This window comes from Novosphingobium sp. B1 (assembly GCF_900176395.1).
GTDB lineage: Bacteria > Pseudomonadota > Alphaproteobacteria > Sphingomonadales > Sphingomonadaceae > Novosphingobium.
Genome location: NZ_FWXL01000002.1, coordinates 144,799 through 157,508 on the forward strand (window position 1 = coordinate 144,799; position 12,710 = coordinate 157,508).

The window sequence follows — 12,710 nt, forward strand, 5'->3', positions numbered from 1 at the left end:
GCAATTCGCGTCCCTGAATACGAGATGAACTCGTCGTCTAACGCGCTGCCCGCCCAGTTGGTTTCGCCAAAACGCGAAAGGCCAGCCAAACGGCGCGACCGCCGCACATCCGGAAGCCCGGATTGCCGCAGACGCGCCGACTTATCGCTTTTGCGACAGTACCTTGTTCCCGAAACCAGAATATGCATGAAGACGGCAACCGCGACGCTTCTAACCGGGGTAGGGTCACACCTACAGCAAACCTGCAAGGTGCGCTGCATTACCCACCACCATCTGGCAGTCTCTGTCACCTTGCCAGGGGTCTTCTCCAGATCCTTGAAATCGGTCGACCGCATCGCCTCTCCAACCCAGTAGCATGCAGCCACGGCGGGAATGGTCCAGCTGACATCGTTCAGGGGTGCGCCAACTAGAAGTGCGCGCCGTCTTCGTTGCCAACCATCGCGGCTACGGCGACCTTGCCGTAGCTTCGCATGTGCCCCTGCTCGTCACTGTCCTCGAGAGGACTGCGTCCATCCGCTCGAGGACAGCGATCATTGCGTCGACAATTTTCATCATGCTCCCTCCGGCCGCAGATTGCACCCGGTTCTGAAAGCAAAACTGCGAGCAAAATAGCCGAGGCAGATGCAATGGCTTGCATAACTCAATTGGTAGCGTTACCAGAGTCGCAAGGAAGCGTTCGGCAGTCACAAGACCGGCGCGCCAACGAGGAGAGATGGCATGAGAGTTACGCCCGAGAGCCGATCAGCTGTGCGCCCGCGACATTTCGGATGGTTCGCCACTACGATCATGACGATTGCCCTTGCCACCACCACGCCAGCGCAAGCCCAGAATGATGCCATGACGCCCATTGCGATCCCGGCCCAGCCGGACGCGATCGTGCTCGGGACAGGGCCACTGCCAGGAGCAAAGAACGCGGAATCCTGGCATTCGCAATACGGCAGCCGCTTTGCCCGCAATGTCACGGTCGCAACGCTGACGCCTTATCTGCCGGACCCGGCGAAGGCAAACGGGACCGCGGTGATTGTAACGCCAGGCGGCGGCTTCAGGACGCTTTCGATGGAAAACGAAGGGTCTGACGTCGCCAAGGCCTTGGCAGCCAAGGGCGTTGCTGCCTTCGTGCTGAAATACCGGCTTAACCAGACCCCGGCCACAATGCCGGAGTTCGAAAGGTCGATGCAGGAAATGTTCTCGGGGCTCACACGTGCGCCGCAGCAGGCTCAGCAAAGCTCGCAGGATCGCATGGCGGCTCTGGCCCCGCAGCTTGCCGATTCCCGCGCAGCCTTTGCCCTGATCCGCAAGCGCGCAGCCGAATGGCATGTCAATCCCGATCGCGTTGGCATGGTGGGCTTTTCTGCCGGTGCCATGTTGACGCTGGCAACCGAACTTACCGGCGGTGAGGCAAAGCCCGCGTTCATCGGTCTTGTCTACGGCCCGCTGTTCTCCGTCGATGTCCCGGCTGAAGCTCCGCCCATGTTCGTGGCGCTTGCGGCCGACGATCCCTTCTTCTCGAATGGCGGCTTCGGCCTGATCGAAAGCTGGCAAAAGGCCAAGCGCCCGGTCGAGTTCCATCTCTACGAACAAGGCGGTCACGGCTTCGGCATGTATCCGAAGGCCACGACCAGCACGGGATGGTTCGAAGCTTTTGCCCGCTGGATGGAAATGCACGGCTGGCTCAAGCCGGCTCGCTGAGGAAATCGCGAATGACCAGAAGCTTTTTCGGCCGCCTCCTGGCCGCCACGACGCTCGCCACCATGACGCCTGCCGCGATGGCGGACCCGCTCAAGCTCGGCCCCCAACAGACGCTGGAAGGGCGGGGACTCAGCGTCATCATTGACCAGAACCAGTTCAGCCCGATCTTCTTTGACGAGAAGAACGCCGGGATACAGTTGATCCTGCACGGCGAGCGCGTGGCGACCGACGGCGCCGTACGCCTCAATCCCACACCCGAGCAGTGGGACCCCGTCCCTCTCTTCGTCAGTCGCAGCTTGGGCGCCGCGCCCGATCAGGTCCTCGTCAGATCGGCGTTCAAGGAACAGGACCTGTCCTATCAAGTCAGCGTGACTCCGGAAGAAGACGGCTTTCGCATCGCGGTCGATCTCGACAAGCCTCTGCCAAGGGACCTTGCGGGCAAGGCCGGTTTCAATCTCGATTTCGTGCCGCCTGCCTATTTCGGAAAGACCTTCCTGATGGGGGCGGCGCCGGGCCTGTTTCCGCGCAATGCCGGAGGCCCGATGGCCAAGGACGGTTCCGGTGACCCGCAGCCGCTCGCCTCTGGCGCGAACACTATAACGCTGTCGCCCGAAGACCCGATGACGCGGGTGACGATCACGTCCGACAAGGGTGCGCTGGCGCTCTACGATGCACGAAACCGCGCGCAGAATGGCTGGTTCGTCGTGCGCTCGCTGATCGCCGAAGGGGCGCAGAAGGACGCCGTCGTCTGGCACATGCGGCCAAACCGGATCAAGGACTGGGTCCGCATGCCCGTGGTTTCATTCAATCAGGCCGGGTACACGCCCGGACGCGAAAAGACCGCCCTGATCGAACTCGATCCAAACTACAGCGGACCGAAAGAAGCGGAACTGGTCCGCCTCAATGCCGACGGTGAAAAGGCGGTCTATCGCGCGGCAGTCACTCCGCGCGGCCGATGGAAGCGGTATGATTACGCCGCCTTCGACTTTTCAGCCGTCCGCGAGCCAGGCGTCTATGCCATTCGCTACGATGGTCGGACGACCAATCCGTTTCGCATCGCCGCGGATGCCTATGACCATATCTGGCAGCCCTCGCTCGACACCTTCCTGCCGGTGCAGATGGATCATGTCAGCGTTCGCGAGCAGTACCGGGTCTGGCAGGCGCGCCCTCACATGGACGATACGCGGCAGGCGCCGGCCAATCTTACCCATTTCGATGCCTACAACACTGGCCCTGAACTGGATTCACCGTTCAAGCCGGGCGAGCACATCCCCGGCCTTGCTGTCGGCGGATGGCAGGACGCGGGCGACTTCGACATCCAGACGCCGGACAACAGCTGGGTCATCAAGAATCTGGTCTGGACGCGCGAACTGTTCGGCACTGATTGGGACGAAACAACGGTCGATGAGAAGAATCGCGAGGTGCAGATCCGCAAGCCGGACGGGGTCGAGGACGCGATCCAGCAGGTACGGCACGGCACGCACCAGCTTCTGGCGCAATATCGGATCTTCGGCCATGCCATCGATGGCATCGTCGATTCCACCTTGCAGCAATACACTCATCTCGGTGACGCCGGCGCGCAGACAGACGGGCGGCTCTTTGACCCCAAGCTCGGCCCCAACGAGATCGAAGGTGACCGCTCGGGCCGACCGGACGATCGCTGGGCCTTCACGACCGACCAGCCCGCCACGGATCTCGACATGGTAGGTGCCCTTGCGGCGGCCAGCCGCGCGCTCAAGGATTCAGACCCGTCCTTGGCGAGCGAAGCGCTCTCCGCTGCCAAGGCCGTCTGGCAAAACCAGCGCACGCGGCTTCACGTGAAGAAAATTGGACGCGGGGCCGGCTTTGCCTCCGGAAAGCCGGAAATTGCCGACATCTCCGCCACGGCCGAACTGCTGCTGGCAACCGATGGCGATGCCACGTACGCGCGCCGCATGAAGGAGTTGCTGCCCTTCATCGAAAGTGACTTCGATCAGGCGGCTGCGCCTGCCGTAAGGGTGCTTCCCTTCATGGACGCCAGATATCGCGCCCGGATGAAGGACCAGGTCCGCAGGGCGAAGGCGAGGATCGACGCTCGCGTCGGCCAGAATCCGTTTGGCGTTCCAATCGGCGAAGGCTCGTGGGCCGGTTCGCACGAAGTGGCAGCGTTCGGCTCGACGATGTTCATGCTTCATCGTGCATTCCCCGATGTCGTGGACGGGTCCTACACGCTGCGTGCCATAGACTATCTGCTCGGTCGCCATCCCGCCAACAACCTTTCGCTGGTATCCGGCGTCGGTACGCAGTCGAAGCTGGCAGCCTATGGCCACAACCGCGCCGACTATTCGTTCATTCCCGGTGGTCTTGTCCCCGGCGTTATTCTGATCAAGCCAGACTATCCCGAAGCCAAGCCCGACTGGCCGTTCCTGTGGTTCGAAAGCGAATATACCGTAAGCACGACATCGGCCTACATCCTGGCGGCCAAGGCTGCGATCGCGGCCGCGCAAGAAGCGAAGTAAACATAAGTCAATGCAGTGCGGCGGGCGGTCCCCACAAGGGACCGCCGCGTTGCCGTTGATTTCGGTAGAGGCCGCTTGCGATTCATTCGGACAGAGGCGCGATCAGCAACAAGGAAGGTTATCTCCCTGAATTCACATACATGGGAGAGACCATGGCAAAGTTCGAGGAAACCACAGAACTGCGAACAAATTCAGTCAGAAATCGTACGATTGTGATGTAGGGCGCGCAGAGCCACAAGCACGAGCACACCGGCGGCAACTGGCGAAAGCAGCATGAAAGCCAGACCGTTCCGCAAGGCATCAGGCCTCAGGGCTGCCTGTCCTCCATCGCTGATTGCACCAACAATTGCCGGGCCCAGTGCACCGCCCACGAGGCCCATCGCAATCAGCAGGACTGTGGCAGCAACTCCACGATCCCGAGGCCCGACATGGTTGATCGTGTAATTGGTGATCGGCGGAATTACCGCGCTGAGGAAAAAGTTCATGGCCCCTGCACTGACAAGTGCCAGGCGCAGATCGGCCGCGAAGACGAAGCCCGCCATGAAGGGCAGAGCCAGCAGCACGCAGAACAGGGACAGCACCAGCATTCGCTCGGGCTGTCCACTGCGCTTTACCAGCATGTCGGCCATGAAGCCCGAAGCCACCGTTCCGATGATGCCGCCAAGCCCGACCGGAGGCCCGATCAGCAAGCCCACCTGTCCAAGAGCAACGCCGTGAACCCTGATCAGGAAGGCCGGTCCCCACGCCCCCAGCACCGCGCCCATCATGGTTGCAAAGCCAAGGCCGAGCGACAGGACCACTACATCGCTGTTTGCCAGCACACGCCGAAAGCCGCTGGCCAGGTCTGCCCAGTAGGCATCTACAGGTTGCCTGTCCCCTGCAGCTTCTCGACAAGGCTCGGTCACCGTAAGCACCATTACCGTCGCGACGATCACACCTGCCAGACCGCAGACGATGAACATGCTGCGCCATCCCATCGAAGCTGCCAGCACGCCCGCCAGGATCGTTCCGCCGACAATGCCGACGAAATTGCTCGATTGATAGATCGAGACGGCACGGCCACGGACACGCACCGAAAACAGATCCGGTATCAGCGACATGGCCACCGGAAACGCGGTGGCCTCGCCAATGCCAACAAGAATTCGCGCCATCGACAGTGTCAGGTAGTCATGCGCAAATCCGGTCGCAGCCGTTGCCAAAGACCATAGCGCTATGCCCGCAGCGAGAATGCGGACGCGATTGCCACGATCGATCAGGCGAGCGATGAATATCCCGCCGAGAAGGCTGAACAGGACGAAGAACAACCCGCTGGCGAGCGCCAATTGCGTATCGGTGAGGCCGATATCCTTGCGGATCGGTTCGGCAACCACGCCGAACAGCATCCGATCCCCTTGGTTGAACACGTTCGTGATGAACAGCATCGCCAATGCCCAGGAAGATGCGGCAGCGCTCCCCCGGGCAGGCGGTGGAGCGGTCACGCGACGCGCAATCCCAGAAGATCTGCCGCGTTAAGACCAAGAATTCGCGCCTTGTCCGCATCTGCAAGTCGCGCGTGGAAACCGACCGGATCGGGTTCAGCCATGTCGAACGGATAGTCCGTGCCAAGGCAGAGCCTGTTGGCGCCGTGCGTCCGCACAAGGCTGTCGAGCTGGTCCTGATCGAATACCAGCGTATCCAGCCAGAGCTTGCGCAGATAGCTTGACGGGGCGTGCTGGCAATGTTCGCTGCAATCAGCCCTCGCCCGCCAGCCGTGGTCCATGCGCCCCCAGTACCCCGGCATGTAGCCGCCTCCGTGGGCGACGCAGACCCTCAGACCGGGATGGCGATCCAGCGTGCCGCTGAAGATCAGATGACCGATGGCAAGCGTGGATTCGAGCGGGTTGCCGATAAGGTTGTTGAAGTAATACTCGCTCATCCGCTGGCCCTGGGTGAAGCCGAGCGGATGGAGGAAGATCAGCACGCCCAGTTCTTCGGCAGCAGCCCAGAACGGGCGAAGGCGTTCGGCGTGAAGGTCCTCGCCGTTGACGTTTGAGCTGATCTCGATGCCGCGCAGGTCCAGCTCGGCCACGCAGCGGCGCATCTCGGCCACGGCCAGTTCGGTGTTCTGCAACGGCACGGTGCCCATACCGACGAAGCGGTCTCGCTGACTGGCGACGGCGGCCGCGATGCCATCATTCACCGTGCGCGCGGCGTCCCGCCCGGTCTCGGCATCGGTATAGTAGAAATATTGCCCCGGGCTTGGCGAAAGCGCCTGAACATCGATGCCTAGCCGGTCCATGTCGGCAAGCCGCGTGTCGAGCGTGTTGAGCGTCCGCCCCATCGCGCCGAACATCGCCCGGTTGACCTCGCTGGTCTTGGCGCTGGTGAAGTCGTTGATACCGGGCGGCGGACCGGGGTAGCGCGCCTGCACGATGGCATCGGCCGCCGGTATCCCAAGGTGGCAGTGAATGTCGACGACAAGATGGCTGCCTCGCGCGCTGACGGGAATCGGTTTGCGGTTTCCGCAGGTGAACAGGCTCATGCTACGCTCCGGGCGGGCAGGATGGTGCCGGCACATTCGCCGAAACCAATGGGGACAAAGCCGTCGCGCACTGCGCGGCCGTGGATAAAAAGGGTGTCGCCGTCAGCCAGCATCTTGCGCGTGCTGCCGTCGGCAAGCACGACAGGCGCGGCATCGCCGAGCGTGATCTCGGCAAGGCAGGCTCGGCTTTCATCTTCCGGCCCTGAGACGGTCCCGGTGGCGATGAGGTCACCGGTTTCGATCGGCGCGCCGTTGGATGTCTGATGCGTCACCATCTGCGCCAGCGTCCAGTAGAGGTCGCGCGTGTTGGTCCGCACGATGCGCTGTGGTGACAGGCCCGGTCCGGCCAGGTCTGCCGTCAACTCGATCGCGAAGGCGCCTGCAGCAACATCGCGTTCGCCCCGCAGATGAACTGCCAACGGCGGCTCCCCTTCACCGCGGCCGCGCGCCGCGATACGAAAAGGGGCGAGTGCCTCCATCGTCACGATCCAGGGGCTGACTGTCGTAATGAACGACTTGCCGAGATAGGGCCCGAGAACGGATTCGAAGAACTGGATGCCGCGCGCCGACCAGTCATTGACAAGACAGCATCCGAACAGCGCCTGTTCGGCTTCCTCGACAGTCAGCGCCTGGCCGAGCGCATTGCCACCCCGGAGCCAGGCACCGAACTCCAGTTCGAAATCCAGCATTGGTTCGGGGCCGAAACGCACCTCGCCGCTTCCCGGCGAGGTTTCGAACTGGCCAAGCGGCCGCTGCACCGGGGTACCGCTCACCGCAACCGAACTGGCGCGCCCGTTATAGGCGACCGGCAGGGACAGCGCCGCAAGGCCGGGCGTTTTCCGGCCCATTCGCGCAATGTGATCGTAGGAAGTGCAGAAATCGGTGAAGGCGGGCGGCCGCACCGGCAAGCGCAGGCTGACTTCGGAAAGCGGCAGCAGGACAGCCTCCAGCACGGCTCGCTGACCTGCGTTGCTTTCGCAGAACAAGGCAGACAGCGCCGCGCGCAAGGCGCTGACGGCTGCTGGAGCGCAGTCCAGCAAGGGCGCCAGAGTCGCGCCGCACGCGGCGGCGGCCGCTTGTGCAGCGAGGCCTTCGAGCACCCCTGCGGCGTGCAGCGCGGCGAGATCGATCACCCGATCGCCCAGCGCCACGCCGCCGCGGACGCGGCCCTCGTGCTCGAACAGCCCGAACGGGAGGTTCTGGATCGGAAAATCGGTGCCGGGCAGGTTGGCCGCCGCGACCCATGACCGCCGCGCGGGATCATGCGTGACGTTGAGCGCGAACTCAGTGGTCATGGCCGCAACCTTCCCCGTGGGCCGCCAGTTCGCAGGCGTACCGTCCCATCTCGCCGAACAGGTCGCGCCCGTCCTCTGGTGCAAGCGGTGCACCCCAGTTTCGGTAAAGTGCGAAGACGTTTGCCACGATCCGCTCTGGGTCGGTCCAGCCGCGATACTCGGCCATGTTGATGTCGCGCCCTGCTTCCTTCCAGCCCATGCCTGCTTCGAAGCGGGCGCGTGCCTCGTCACTGACGTAGCGGAAATAGTCGCGCAGGTTGGCCACGGCTGTCGCATCGGTGATCGGACCATGGCCCGGCACCACCACTTCGGGATCAAGCGCGATGATGTGCTCGCAAGCGGCTATCCAGTTCTCGACCGGGCCGTCCCACATGATGGGGTGGCCTTCGTTGAACAGCAGGTCTCCGGTGAATACAACACGTTGCTGCGGCAGCCAGGCGATCGTGTCGGACGAGGTATGCGCCGGGCCGAGATCGATCAGTTCGAAAGCAGTATCGCCAACCTTGAGGCTGAGCGCCTTCTCGAACGTGCGGTTGGGCATGGCGACCGCATCGAGATCGCTCCAGTCGAACTTGCGGCCCATCGTCTCGCACAGAAACGCACCGGCATCGCCCATCGCCTGCCAGTTGTCGGCGAGGCTGGCAAAGCGAACGGGATCGAACTCGCCCATTTCGCGCGCGGTTTCGACCGTGGCGATTATCTCCGCGCCCTCGACCAGACTGTTGCCGACGAAGTGATCGGGGTTGGCGTGGGTGTTGACCAGCCGATCGATGTGATCGCCCCCTTCGACGGCGGCAAAATCCTCGAGCATCGTCCGGGTCAGGCTCCGGCTCATCAGCGTGTCGACCAGCAACGTCTGCCCTCGGGACACGATCAAGCCCGCGTTCGACCATCCCCATGTTCCGTCAGGCTGGATATAGCCATAGACGCCATTGCCGATGTCATGGACGCCTTGCGTAAAGGCCCAGTTCGCCATTCAGATCTCCTTCTCCCGGCGCAACCCTAACTGTTTTATTCCTGTTCTCAAGAATTAAGTGGCGCGCTAAGGTCCGCAAATGAGCGAAAGCAAGAAGCAGCGCCGCGGCAAGGGACGGCCCGTTGGCTCGGGAGAAGGCGTTGGTCGGGATTCCCTGATTGCGGCGGCCAAGAAGCTGCTTCAGGAACTGACCCCGGCGCAGGTGACCATCGCGGCGATCGCCCGTGAAGCAGGCGCCGACCCCGCCCTCGTTCGTTATTATTTTGGCTCGCGCGAGGCGTTGCTGCTCGAAGTCACACAGCAGATCACGATGCAGGCCGAGACGGAAAGCGCTCCTGCCGGACTCGATCCCGCAGCCGGATTGGAAGACCTGATTCACCGCACTTTCCGCTTCACCCGCTCGGCACGCTACATGCAGCGGCTTATGGCCGAGGAATTGAGCACCGTGCGCTCGCCCGAGGTGCGCGAGAAGCTGCGCGAATGGCAGCGCATGCCCGTGGACGCCTACCAGGAACTGCGGGAGCGGGACGGCGGGGCGCATCTGACCGACTTCACACCCCTTTTCGTGCACCTCGCGGTGATCGGGATCAGCGACTTTTTCCATTCGGGCGAGGAAGTGGTGAAGATGCTGGTGCCAGAGGGCACTGACCTCGCCGAACTGGAGCGCGAATACGAAGCGTTCATTCCACGCCTGCTGCTCGACGGCCTGCGCAAGCGCTGACGCCCGCTACCCTTCCGCGAGGCAAGGGTTGCGCTGCCTGCCAAGGCCGGTGATCTCGCCTTCCATGATGTCGCCGTCCTTGAGGTAGACTCCGAAAGCCGAGCCGTTGCCATAGGGCGATCCGGTGCAGATCAGACCGCCCGGCTGCAGTTCGACAAGACTGGACAGGAACGCGATCTGGCGTTCGATGCTGATTATCATGTCCTGCGTGGATTCGTCCTGATAGACCTTGCCGTTCACCGAAAGCCGGATGTTCAGCGCGTAGGGATCTGCCACGTTCCGGCGCGGCACCAGCATGGGTCCGAAGGGCAGGAATGTGGGAAAACTCTTGCCCGCCAGCCAATCTGGGCCAACGGCCGAGCCGTCCTTGCGGAAGATGAGCTCACGCGCCGTCACGTCATTGACCACGGCATAGCCTGCAACGTGGTCCATTGCCTGTTCCGGCGCGACATGACGGCAACGCTTGCCGATCACCACGCCCAGTTCCAGCTCCCAGTCGGGCTTTTCAACCTGACGCGGCAGAACCACTGTGTCGTTGGGGCCGATCACCGCCGAGGGCAATTTGATGAAGCAGAACGGGGTCGACGTGCGGGCCTTTTCGTCCATCACCCGTTCAGCGTGGGCGCGCAGTTCTTGGGGCGACTTGTCCGCCATTTCGGCGGTGCGCATCGAGGGGTCGCCCATCATCAGGCCGATCACGTGCTTGCGGTAATTGGCGCCAGTGCAGAACACCTGTCTCGGCACATAGGGCACCAGCGCTGTGCCCATGTCGAACGGGACAGCCTGCGCCCAGGCATCTGCTCCCAGCGCGGTGATCGCCTCGCAAGTTTCCTCCCACCGGCCGAGCAGCATCAGCATGTCACCGGCAATGCCGACGCGGGCCAATGGCAGGCCCTTGTCGCCGCGCACAGCCACGGCGCAGGGTGCGCCGTCAATGAGGATCGTTGCAATGCCGGTGATATCCACGGTCGTTCGCGCTTTCGTCAGTAGGGTTGCTGCAGGGCGGCGAGCGTGCCGCCAAGCATCCGGTTGGCCTCGACCTGATCGCCACCGGTCATCTCGATAGTGCCGATCCGTACCGAGTTCTCGACCACGATCCGGGCGCGTTCGAACCGGTGCGCCATGAACGCCGCGAGGGCCTGCTCAATGCCATCGTGCGCGGCAAGTTCGCGCCCGAGTACCAGTGCATCCTCGATCGCCATGCCCGCGCCCGAGGCCATGTGCGGCGTGGTCGCGTGCGCGGCATCGCCGATCAGCACGACGCGGCCCTTGTACCATGGGTCAGCCAGCAACTGCCATTCAAGCGGGCGATAGTTGACCAGCGAATGCGCACCAAGCCCGTCCCGCACTTGCGCGACATAGCTTCCGAAACCGTTGAGCAGTTTCTTGAGTCGATCGACCAGCTCGTGTTCGGCGTAGCGGGGATTGTCAGGCACATTCTCCAGCGCGAACATATACATGTGCGTTGACGAAACCGGGTTGAAGCCGAGCTTCACCTGCCCGCCGAAGAACATCTCGGTACCGGTCATGCCCTCGGGCCTTGGGGCGACCGCGCGCCAGCAACCTTGCCCGGTGAATACGGCCTGTGGAGCATCGGGGAACAAAGCGTTGCGGGTCTGGGAATAGATCCCGTCGGCCCCCACGACGAGGTCATAGTTCCCCTGCGTTCCGTCGGAAAAGGCCACCGCAACGCTATCGCCCTGATCGTCCATGCCGGCGACCTTCAGGCCGAGACGCACCCTGACTGGCGAGGCCTTGACCCGTAGCGACAGGATCTCATGCAGTTCCGAACGCATGATCCCGCCGCTGCACTGGATTGGCGGAGCATCAGGCGACGGCGGCACTTCGAAGAGGATCGACCCGTCCGGCGACCGGCCCTTGATGCCCGAAGCGACATTGCCCCTTGCCCGCACCTCGTCCAGCATCCCGAGGTCATCAAGCGCCCTCAGCGACGTGCCGGTAACGCTGATGCCGGCACCATAGGTGCGCCATTCGGGATCGGCGTCGATCAGATCCACCGGCACGCCCAGCCTGCTCAGCACCAGTGCCGCGCTCATCCCGGCAATGCCGCCGCCGATGACAAGTGCAGAGGCGATCATGCCGGCACCTGCCACAGCGCGGGGTCCGGCGCCATTTCGGCATGGGGCTTGTTGCCGGGGATGATCCGCCCGGTGCCCCACTGGTCCATCGTCTCTAGCCCCGGAGTGTGCACCTTGGGCTGCCAGGTTACCTCGTCCACTTCTTCAAGGTCGGAGGTGTACTCCACCGTGTTGCCGTTAGGAGTGGTGTAGTAGGTGAAGGTATTGTTGCCGGCCGTGTGCCGGCCCGGCCCCCACTGCAACTCAATGCCCGCTCCGTTCATCCGCGCCAGGCCGCGCATCAGCGCATCCACCGAGGCAACGTCGAAGGCGATGTGGTTGAGCGCCGGTGGTCCCGGCAGGATGGCCAGCCGGTGGTGTGCCGGGTTGCAGCGCAGGAACACCATGAAGTCGCCCAGCCAGTCCGAGAGACGGAAGCCGAGTACCTCGCGATACCACTGTTCGAGCGCCTTGTGCGCCGGCGAATGAAGCACGACATGGCTGATGCGCAGCGGCACCGCCATGGCCGGCGGCACCTCCGTCATGTCACGCTGGCGGCTTTCAGCCACAACTTCGAAGGCATGGCCGTCGGGATCGAAGGCCCGGAAGGCATAGCCGCCGGCTGGCCCCGACGCTTCGCCGGGTGCGCTGATGATCCGGGCGCCGGAAGCCTGCACTTGCCCGAACAGCGCGTCGACATCGGCCCTGCTCGCCGCCGAATAGCCGATCAGATCGGTCTTGCGCACATCATCCTGCCGCAGCCGTATCACGTAAGGATGCGCTGATCCGGCGGCGGCGAAATAGGCCATGCCGTCCTGCTCGCCGGCAGGCTCCAGCTTCCAGACATCGCGGAAGAAATCGCTTTCAGCCGTAGTGTCCGGCACGGCAAGGGCAACATACTGAAGGTCGGTAACCGAGACTGTCATGGAAAA

Annotated in this window: 10 protein-coding genes and 1 pseudogene; 3 read left to right on the plus strand and 8 right to left on the minus strand. The window is 63.1% G+C overall.

What is annotated here, in order from left to right; all coding sequences use genetic code 11:
- Window positions 1-231 precede the first annotated feature (231 nt).
- Window positions 232-525: pseudogene (locus B9A23_RS23250) on the minus strand (NADPH-dependent oxidoreductase); the annotation flags it as partial.
- 261 nt (window positions 526-786) lie between these two features.
- Here B9A23_RS23250 and B9A23_RS04285 point away from each other — a divergent pair.
- Together B9A23_RS04285 and B9A23_RS04290 are read left to right on the plus strand one after the other, a co-directional pair.
- Window positions 787-1,689 carry an alpha/beta hydrolase gene (locus tag B9A23_RS04285; protein WP_254895012.1) on the plus strand — a complete coding sequence of 301 codons (903 nt, stop codon included), beginning with the start codon at window positions 787-789 and terminating at the stop codon, window positions 1,687-1,689.
- An 11-nt stretch (window positions 1,690-1,700) separates the two neighbouring features.
- Window positions 1,701-4,187 (plus strand): glycoside hydrolase family 9 protein, encoded by a 2,487-nt coding sequence (locus B9A23_RS04290; protein ID WP_084277634.1) that lies wholly within the window; start codon window positions 1,701-1,703, stop codon window positions 4,185-4,187.
- Between the two features lie 191 nt (window positions 4,188-4,378).
- Here B9A23_RS04290 and B9A23_RS04295 read toward each other — a convergent pair whose 3' ends face one another.
- Genes B9A23_RS04295 through B9A23_RS04310 form a run of 4 tightly spaced genes read right to left on the minus strand, consistent with a single transcriptional unit; the run spans window position 4,379 to window position 8,979 of the window.
- The gene (locus tag B9A23_RS04295; protein WP_139797316.1) at window positions 4,379-5,665 is read right to left on the minus strand and encodes an MFS transporter; all 1,287 of its coding nucleotides are present in this window, start codon (window positions 5,663-5,665) and stop codon (window positions 4,379-4,381) included.
- A complete protein-coding gene (locus B9A23_RS04300; RefSeq protein WP_084277636.1) occupies window positions 5,662-6,708 on the minus strand; it encodes an amidohydrolase family protein in 1,047 nt (348 codons plus the stop codon). The genes B9A23_RS04295 and B9A23_RS04300 overlap by 4 nt, the downstream gene beginning before the upstream one ends.
- Window positions 6,705-8,003, minus strand: a complete 1,299-nt coding sequence (locus B9A23_RS04305; protein ID WP_084277637.1) for a fumarylacetoacetate hydrolase family protein — start codon at window positions 8,001-8,003, stop codon at window positions 6,705-6,707. The genes B9A23_RS04300 and B9A23_RS04305 overlap by 4 nt, the downstream gene beginning before the upstream one ends.
- Window positions 7,993-8,979, minus strand: coding sequence for an MBL fold metallo-hydrolase (locus B9A23_RS04310; RefSeq protein WP_084277638.1), 987 nt, complete (start codon window positions 8,977-8,979; stop codon window positions 7,993-7,995). Before B9A23_RS04310 ends, B9A23_RS04305 begins: the two co-directional genes overlap by 11 nt.
- 79 nt (window positions 8,980-9,058) lie before the next feature.
- Here B9A23_RS04310 and B9A23_RS04315 point away from each other — a divergent pair, with 79 nt between their 5' ends.
- Window positions 9,059-9,700, plus strand: a complete 642-nt coding sequence (locus B9A23_RS04315; protein ID WP_084277639.1) for a TetR/AcrR family transcriptional regulator — start codon at window positions 9,059-9,061, stop codon at window positions 9,698-9,700.
- A 6-nt stretch (window positions 9,701-9,706) separates the two neighbouring features.
- On the opposite strand, the gene B9A23_RS04320 is transcribed toward B9A23_RS04315, so the two are convergent.
- Genes B9A23_RS04320 through B9A23_RS04330 form a run of 3 tightly spaced genes read right to left on the minus strand, consistent with a single transcriptional unit; the run spans window position 9,707 to window position 12,704 of the window.
- Window positions 9,707-10,666, minus strand: a complete 960-nt coding sequence (locus B9A23_RS04320; RefSeq protein WP_139797317.1) for a fumarylacetoacetate hydrolase family protein — start codon at window positions 10,664-10,666, stop codon at window positions 9,707-9,709.
- Between the two features lie 17 nt (window positions 10,667-10,683).
- On the minus strand, window positions 10,684-11,799 hold the full coding sequence (locus tag B9A23_RS04325; RefSeq protein ID WP_084277884.1) for an FAD-dependent oxidoreductase: 1,116 nt from the start codon (window positions 11,797-11,799) through the stop codon (window positions 10,684-10,686).
- Window positions 11,796-12,704, minus strand: coding sequence for a VOC family protein (locus B9A23_RS04330; protein WP_084277640.1), 909 nt, complete (start codon window positions 12,702-12,704; stop codon window positions 11,796-11,798). Before B9A23_RS04330 ends, B9A23_RS04325 begins: the two co-directional genes overlap by 4 nt.
- Window positions 12,705-12,710: the final 6 nt, after the last annotated feature.

Excerpts from the sequence above, each read along its gene's own strand:
- B9A23_RS04285 (WP_254895012.1), top strand. The coding sequence starts at position 787 with ATGACGATTGCCCTTGCCACCACCACGCCAGCGCAAGCCCAGAATGAT.
- B9A23_RS04290 (WP_084277634.1), top strand. The coding sequence starts at position 1,701 with ATGACCAGAAGCTTTTTCGGCCGCCTCCTGGCCGCCACGACGCTCGCC.
- B9A23_RS04300 (WP_084277636.1), bottom strand. The coding sequence starts at position 6,708 with ATGAGCCTGTTCACCTGCGGAAACCGCAAACCGATTCCCGTCAGCGCG.
- B9A23_RS04305 (WP_084277637.1), bottom strand. The coding sequence starts at position 8,003 with ATGACCACTGAGTTCGCGCTCAACGTCACGCATGATCCCGCGCGGCGG.
- B9A23_RS04310 (WP_084277638.1), bottom strand. The coding sequence starts at position 8,979 with ATGGCGAACTGGGCCTTTACGCAAGGCGTCCATGACATCGGCAATGGC.
- B9A23_RS04315 (WP_084277639.1), top strand. The coding sequence starts at position 9,059 with ATGAGCGAAAGCAAGAAGCAGCGCCGCGGCAAGGGACGGCCCGTTGGC.
- B9A23_RS04325 (WP_084277884.1), bottom strand. The coding sequence starts at position 11,799 with ATGATCGCCTCTGCACTTGTCATCGGCGGCGGCATTGCCGGGATGAGC.
- B9A23_RS04330 (WP_084277640.1), bottom strand. The coding sequence starts at position 12,704 with ATGACAGTCTCGGTTACCGACCTTCAGTATGTTGCCCTTGCCGTGCCG.